We start from the raw sequence: 7371 nt of genomic DNA on the forward strand, positions 1-7371 counted from the left end.
GGGAGGACAGCGAGCCGTGGCCGTGACCGAGTCGGTGGCTGAAGGCGCGAACGGGGGAGCGCGCGGTGTGCACGAGGGGATCCTCAGGCGCCAGTCGGCGCGTGAATCCGCGGCGCGCACCTACGCACGGGCCCTGCCCATCGTGCCCGTGCGAGCCCGGGGACTGACCATCGAAGGCGCCGACGGCCGCCGATATCTGGACTGCCTCTCCGGCGCCGGAACCCTCGCCCTCGGCCACAACCACCCAGTCGTCCTGGAAGCCATCCGCCGCGTCCTCGACTCCGGCGCCCCGCTCTCCGTCCTCGACCTGGCGACTCCCGTCAAGGACGCCTTCACCACCGAGCTGTTCCGCACCCTGCCGCCCGGGCTCGCCGACCGTGCCCGCGTCCAGTTCTGCGGGCCGGCCGGCACTGACGCCGTCGAGGCCGCCTTCAAACTGGTCCGGGCCGCGACCGGGCGCACCGGCATGCTCGCCTTCACCGGCGCCTACCACGGAATGACGTCCGGGGCCCTGGCCGCCTCCGGCGGCGCCGGCGACGTACGGGTCGCCCGCCTGCCGTACCCACAGGACTACCGCTGCCCCTTCGGCGTCGGAGGTCCGCGCGGCGCCGAACTCGCCGCCCGCTGGACCGAGTCCCTCCTGGACGACCCCAAGTCCGGCGTACCGCTGCCCGCCGGAATGATCCTGGAACCTGTCCAGGGCGAGGGCGGCGTGGTCCCGGCGCCGGACGACTGGCTGCGCCGGATGCGGCAGATCACCGCCGACCGGTCCGTTCCCCTGATCGCCGACGAGATCCAGACCGGCGTCGGCCGGACCGGCGCCTTCTGGGGCGTCGGGCACAGTGGCGTCACGCCCGACGTCATGGTCCTGTCCAAGGCAATCGGTGGCAGCCTCCCCCTGGCCGTGGTCGTGTACCGCGAGGATCTCGACGTCTGGCAACCCGGCGCCCACGCAGGCACCTTCCGGGGCAACCAGCTCGCCATGGCCGCCGGCACCGCCACCCTCGCCCACGTCCGTGAGAACGGCCTCGCGGAGCGCGCCGCTGCTCTCGGCTCCCGGATGCTGTCCCAACTGCGGCAGCTCCAGGCGGAGTTCCCGTGCGTGGGAGACGTCCGGGGGCGCGGACTGATGATCGGGGTCGAGCTGGTGGACCCGGAGGGCGAGGAGGCCGGGCCGGGTGAGGGCCCCTCCTCCCGAGGCCACCGTGCTGAGCTGAACGGGCTGGAGCCCACCCGCGCCCCCCGCCCCGCCGCCCCCGAACTCGCCGCGGCCGTCCAGCGGGAGTGCCTCCACCGCGGCCTCATCGTGGAACTCGGCGGCCGCCACGAGGGCGTCGTACGGCTCCTTCCTCCGCTGACCATCAGCGACGAACAGGCGGCGGCCGTCATCGACCGTCTGGCCGACGCGGTGGCAGCGGCGGCCCGCCATCACCACGACCACGGCCGCAGCCGCCGACATCACGACGGCCCTGCCCAGACCACCGACCGCCCTGCCCAGAGCACCGGCTAGACCCCGCGCACCGGCGGCCGAACCGCCGAATCCGGCCGCCACCCCCCGGCCTGCACCCCACCCCATGACCACTGCACCTCCGTCCAGGACTTCCCGTCCGACACCGTCATTCCTGCACTACCCGACACACATCCCGACCGCGCTCGCACGTCCCGCCCGACCCGGCTCCTCCGCCGCCACCAGGACGCCCCATCGACGACAGGACGACGCACGACCGAGCGCACGACCGCACGAGAACCGCACCACCACAGCCCCCGAGGATCCGCCTTGAACCCCACCCCCACACCCGACGGCCGTTCCGGCAGCCCCGACGACCAGGGAGACTCCGGCACCCAGCCCTCTTCCGTGCCGCTCGCGGAGTCGGTGCCCCAGCAGAAGAGGCGAACCCCCGACACCACCCGTCCAGGAGCCCCCGGCACCGACCCGCTGGACGACCCCGACCCGCGCATCGCCGCCCAGACGGCCACCGTGGAGAACCTCCTCCGCTGCTGGGTACGGGAGACGAACCTGGCCGCCCCCGCCACCGGCACCCTCCGCATCCCCCTGCCCGCCAGCGGCACCGCCCTGATCGCACCGGTCCGCCACTGGTCCCCGGCGGGCTGGCACCGCTTCGGCCCAGCCCGTCTCGCCGGTGCCCCTGCCACGGCCCCACCCGTCGACGCGGTCACCCTCGCGGCCCTGCTCGCCAGGGAGACGCCCCGCATCGCGGACGACACCACCGGCACGCGTGAGCCCACGCCCGCCGCCGGTGACGGCGGCGACCTCGTCGCCAGGGTGGCCGACTCCCTGCGCCGCACCGCGACCTTCATCCGCGAGCGGCGCGCACACCCGGCCGACGGCCCCGACCTCTTCCTCAGCGCCGAGCAGGCCCTCCTCCTCGGACACCCCCTGCACCCGACCCCCAAGAGCCGAGAGGGCCTGACCGAGGCCGAAGCCCGGCTGTACTCACCGGAGTTGCGCGGTTCCTTCCCCCTCCACTGGATGGCTGTCGCCCCCTCTCTGCTGGCGACCGACTCGGCCTGGACCGAGCGCGGCCGTCCCGTCCCCGCGGACCACCTCACCCGACGACTCGCCGAAACCGCCCTGCCCCTGCCCGACGGCTACGCGGCCCTGCCCCTGCACCCCTGGCAGGCACGCGAAGTCCGGCACCGCGAGACGGTCGCCGCCCTGCTCGACTCCGGAGCCCTCCGCGACCTCGGCCCGCTCGGCTCTCCTTGGCAGCCCACCTCCTCCGTACGGACCGTGCACCGGTCCGGCGCCCCCGCGATGCTCAAGCTGTCGCTGGGCCTGCGCATCACCAACTCCCGCCGCGAGAACCTGCGCAAGGAACTCCACCGCGGAGTCGAGGTGCACCGGCTGCTGCGCAGCGGCCTGTTCAAGCAGTGGCAGTCCGTCCACCCCGGCTTCGACATCGTCCGCGACCCCGCCTGGCTCGCCGTCGACGACCCGGACGGCCGGCCCGTGCCCGGCCTGGACGTCATGATCAGGCACAATCCGTTCGCGCCGGGCGACGACGTCAGCTGCGTCGCGGGTCTTGTCTCGCCCCGCCCGCTCGCCGAACCCGGCACCGATGCCTGGCCGTGGCCCGGCGCCTCGCCCCACCGGTCCCGTCTGGCCCAGCTCGTCGCACGGCTGGCCGCACGCACCGGCCGACCGGTCGGAGCCGTCGCCGCGGAGTGGTTCCTGCGCTACCTCGAACAGGTCGTCCGCCCCCTGCTGTGGCTGGACAGCGAGGCCGGAATCGCCCTCGAGGCCCACCAGCAGAACACGCTGCTCCTGCTCGACCACGACGGCTGGCCCGTCGGCGGCCGCTACCGCGACAACCAGGGCTACTACTTCCGCGCCTCCCGGCGAGCCGAACTCGAAGCGCGACTGCCCGGCATCGGCGAGCACAGCGACACGTTCGTCTCCGACGAGGTCACCGACGAACGCTTCGCCTACTACCTCGCCATCAACAATGTGCTCGGCCTGATCGGCGCGTTGGGTTCCCAGCACCTGGCCGACGAGCGGCTCCTCCTTGCGGCCTTCCGCGGCTTCCTCACCGAGGTCTCCTCGGGGCCCGTCGCCCTGCGCTCCTCGCTGCCCGGCGTCCTGCTCGACTCACCCGTCCTGCGCTGCAAGGCCAACCTGCTGACCCGGCTGCACGGGCTCGACGAACTCGTCGGCCCGGTCGACACCCAGTCCGTCTACGTCACCATCGCCAACCCCCTTCACTCCTGAACGAACCGCACTGTCTTCCGTCGTCCCCAAGGACCACGACCCCCCTCGTCTCCTGAGAGGAGCGCACCGTGCCTCCCACCGACGCGAGCGCCGGTATCGGCCCCGGCTCCGTCCCCGTCCACCTCGCCTGTTCGGGCCCCCGCGACATCGAGGACACCGGGGACGCCAGGGACACCGCATCGTTCGGGGACGGCGAGGACACGCTGGACCTGCGCCTGCCCGACGAGTTCGTCGCCCAGTTCATGGGCGACCTGCTCGACCACGTCCCCGCGTGGGGGGTGACCGTCACACCCGTGGGCCGGTTCCAGCTGGTTCCGGTGTGCGTCGAGCAGGACCTGCCGCTCATCCAGCTCTGGATGAAGGACCCCGCCGTCGCCGCGTTCTGGAACCTGACCGGGTCCCACAACGAGACGGAGAGCCATCTGCGCGCGCAGCTCGACGGCGACGGACGCAGCGTGCCGTGTCTCGGCGTGCTGGACGGCACCCCCATGAGCTACTGGGAGATCTACCGAGCGGACCTGGATCCACTGGCCCGCCACTACCCGGCCCGCCCCCATGACACCGGCGTCCACTTCCTCATCGGTGCTGCCGCCGACCGAGGACGGGGGCTGGGATCAGCCCTGCTCAGAGCCGTGGCCGACCTGGTCCTCGACCGCCGCCCCGCCTGCGCTCGGGTCGTCGCGGAGCCCGATCTTGGCAACACCCCCTCCGTAGCCGCTTTCCTGAGCGCCGGCTTCCGGTTCGCGGCAGAGGTCGATCTGCCCGACAAGCGGGCCGCCCTCATGATCCGGGACCGAGTCCTGCGCGGTCTGATGTAACGCGACGTGACGACGCGTACACATGTAGTACGAAGCGCAGGGCGAGTTCGTTCCCACTCGCCGAGAACAAATTCCGGAAGCCTGTGGCACAGGTCGTACGGACCGGTCAGCGGGCCGCGGCGCGATCGGGTGGGACTGGCCGTAGCGAGACGGGGCTCAGCTGGCCGCAACGCGACCGGCCGCAGTCGGAAGCTGAGCGACGGAGCGCAGCAGGAACGGCTGCAGTCCGACCGTGCAGCCACCCAATCGGCCGCCCGCCAACCAGCCGCAGCCCGGCTCTGTGTCCGCGACCTGCCCGGTTGTCGGTCGGTTGCGGTCCGACTCTGTGTTCCCGGCCTGCCCGGCGATTCTGTGTTCCCAGCCTGCCCGGCTGTCGGTCGGTTGCCGTTCGATTCCGTGTCCCCGACCCGCCTGCTGGTCAACCGGCGGCAGCCCGAGTCCGTGCGCCCGACCTGCCCGCCCGTCAACCGACCGCAGCCCGCCGCCACGCCCCAACCGCCCACCGCCCGTCCCCGTAGCCAGAGGCAGGCGGCGGCGGCGCCCGCACCCCGATCCGACAGGTGAAGCCATTCGTCACCGCCCCGTCCCCCTCGTAATATCCGCAGACCTCAGCGACCCCGGCCTCCCCGGCCAGCCCAAGCCATCTCCACCGTCCCGCCCAGGAGCCCCGGCAGTGTTCCCACCCCTCGCCTCCGCCGTGATCACCCGTTTGTCAGTGCCGGGCCGTAGGGTGGTCGGGCTATGACGAAGCCCTCTCTCCCCGAACTCCTGCATGCCGCTGTCGCAGCCGTCGGCGGCACGGAGCGCCCCGGCCAGGTGACCATGGCCGAATCGGTCGCCGAGGTGATCGACGACGGATCCCATCTGCTGGTCCAGGCCGGCACCGGCACCGGAAAGTCGCTGGGCTATCTCGTGCCCGCGCTCGCGCACGGGGAGCGTGTGGTCGTCGCCACGGCCACACTCGCGCTGCAACGCCAGCTCGTGGAGCGCGACCTGCCCCGCACGGTCGACGCCCTCCACCCGCTCCTGCGCCGGCGCCCGGAGTTCGCGATGCTCAAGGGCAGGTCGAACTACCTGTGTCTGCACCGCCTGCACGAGGGCATGCCGCAGGACGAGGAGGACGGACTCTTCGACCAGTTCGAGGCCGCCGCGCCCACCAGCAAATTGGGTCAGGACCTGCTGCGCCTGCGGGACTGGTCCGACGAGACCGAGACCGGCGACCGCGACGACCTCACGCCGGGCGTCTCCGACCGCGCGTGGGCGCAGGTGTCGGTGTCCTCGAGGGAGTGCCTGGGCGCGTCGAAGTGTGCCTACGGCGCCGAATGCTTCGCCGAGATGGCCCGCGAGCGCGCCAAGCTCGCCGAAGTCGTCGTCACGAACCACGCGCTCCTCGCCATCGACGCGATCGAGGGCGCTCCGGTGCTGCCGCAGCACGAGGTGCTGATCGTGGACGAGGCGCACGAACTCGTCTCGCGCGTGACCGGCGTCGCCACCGGCGAACTCACCCCCGGCCAGGTCAACCGTGCCGTGCGCCGGGCCGCCAAGCTCGTCAACGAGAAGGCAGCCGACCAGCTCCAGGCCGCCGCCGAGGGCTTCGAGCGGCTGATGGAGCTGGCCCTGCCGGGCCGCCTGGAGGAGATCCCGGAAGACCTCGGCTACGCCCTGATGGCGTTGCGGGACGCCGCCCGTACGGTCATCTCCGCGATCGGCGCGACCCGCGACAAGTCCGTCCAGGACGAGGACGCGGTCCGCAAGCAGGCACTGGCCTCGGTGGAGACGGTGCACGACGTGGCGGAGCGGGTCCTGAACGGCTCGGAGTGGGACGTCGTCTGGTACGAGCGCCACGACCGCTTCGGCGCCTCCCTGTGCGTCGCCCCCATGTCGGTCTCCGGGCTGCTCAGGGAGAAGCTCTTCGCAGACCGCAGCGTCGTCCTCACCTCGGCGACCCTCAAGCTGGGCGGCGACTTCAACGGCGTCGGCGCCTCGCTGGGGCTGGGACCGGAGGGTATGGAGGGCGATGACCTGCCGCAGTGGAAGGGCGTCGACGTCGGCTCGCCCTTCGACTACCCCAAGCAGGGCATCCTGTACGTCGCCAAGCACCTCGCGCGCCCGGCGCGGGACGGCGAGCGCACCGACATGCTCGATGAACTGACCGAGCTGATCCAGGCGGCCGGCGGCCGCACCCTCGGGCTGTTCTCGTCGATGCGGGCCGCCCAGCTCGCTGCGGAGGAGTTGCGCTCCCGCATCCCCGAGTTCCCGATCCTTCTCCAGGGCGAGGAGACGCTCGGCGAGCTGATCAAGAGCTTCGCGGCCGACCCCAAGACCTGCCTCTTCGGCACGCTGTCGCTGTGGCAGGGCGTCGACGTCCCGGGCCCCAGCTGTCAGCTGGTCGTCATGGACAAGATCCCGTTCCCGCGCCCCGATGACCCGCTGATGAGCGCCCGCCAGAAGTCGGTGGAGGACGCGGGTGGCAACGGCTTCATGGCGGTGGCCGCGACCCACGCCGCTCTGCTCATGGCCCAGGGCGCCGGCAGGCTCGTACGGGCTTCCGGGGACCGTGGTGTGGTCGCCGTACTGGATCAGCGGCTCGCCACCGCGCGGTACGGCGGGTACCTCAAGGCGTCACTGCCCGACTTCTGGTACACCACGGACCGTAACCAGGTGCGCAGGTCGCTCGCGGCGATCGACGCGGCCGCGAAGCAGGCGGAGGCGCAGTGATCGGGGGGGGGGGGGGGGGGGGGGGGCAAGACCCCCCACCCCCAACCCTCCCGAGCACCCCACAAGGCTTAGGACCCCATCCCACACCCGGCCCCGGAACCAGCA

At 72.4% G+C, this 7371-nt stretch carries 4 protein-coding genes; all 4 read left to right on the forward strand.

Annotated elements, in window-relative coordinates:
* The first annotated feature begins 16 nt into the window (after positions 1-16).
* Entirely contained in the window at positions 17-1510 is a 1494-nt protein-coding gene (locus ACZ5DS_RS04795; RefSeq protein WP_468234121.1) for a diaminobutyrate--2-oxoglutarate transaminase family protein, read from the forward strand.
* A gap of 267 nt (positions 1511-1777) precedes the next feature.
* Positions 1778-3730 (forward strand): IucA/IucC family protein, encoded by a 1953-nt coding sequence (locus tag ACZ5DS_RS04800; protein WP_468234124.1) that lies wholly within the window; start codon positions 1778-1780, stop codon positions 3728-3730.
* A 68-nt stretch (positions 3731-3798) separates the two neighbouring features.
* On the forward strand, positions 3799-4548 hold the full coding sequence (locus ACZ5DS_RS04805) for a GNAT family N-acetyltransferase (RefSeq protein WP_468234127.1): 750 nt from the start codon (positions 3799-3801) through the stop codon (positions 4546-4548).
* Between the two features lie 741 nt (positions 4549-5289).
* A complete protein-coding gene (locus ACZ5DS_RS04810) occupies positions 5290-7266 on the forward strand; it encodes an ATP-dependent DNA helicase (protein ID WP_468234130.1) in 1977 nt (658 codons plus the stop codon).
* Positions 7267-7371 lie beyond the last annotated feature (105 nt).

The organism is Streptomyces sp. NPDC031100 (assembly GCF_055570785.1).

What these genes read in the sequence shown, in the direction of transcription:
- ACZ5DS_RS04810 (WP_468234130.1), top strand. Translation starts at nt 5,290, where the DNA reads ATGACGAAGCCCTCTCTCCCCGAACTCCTGCATGCCGCTGTCGCAGCC.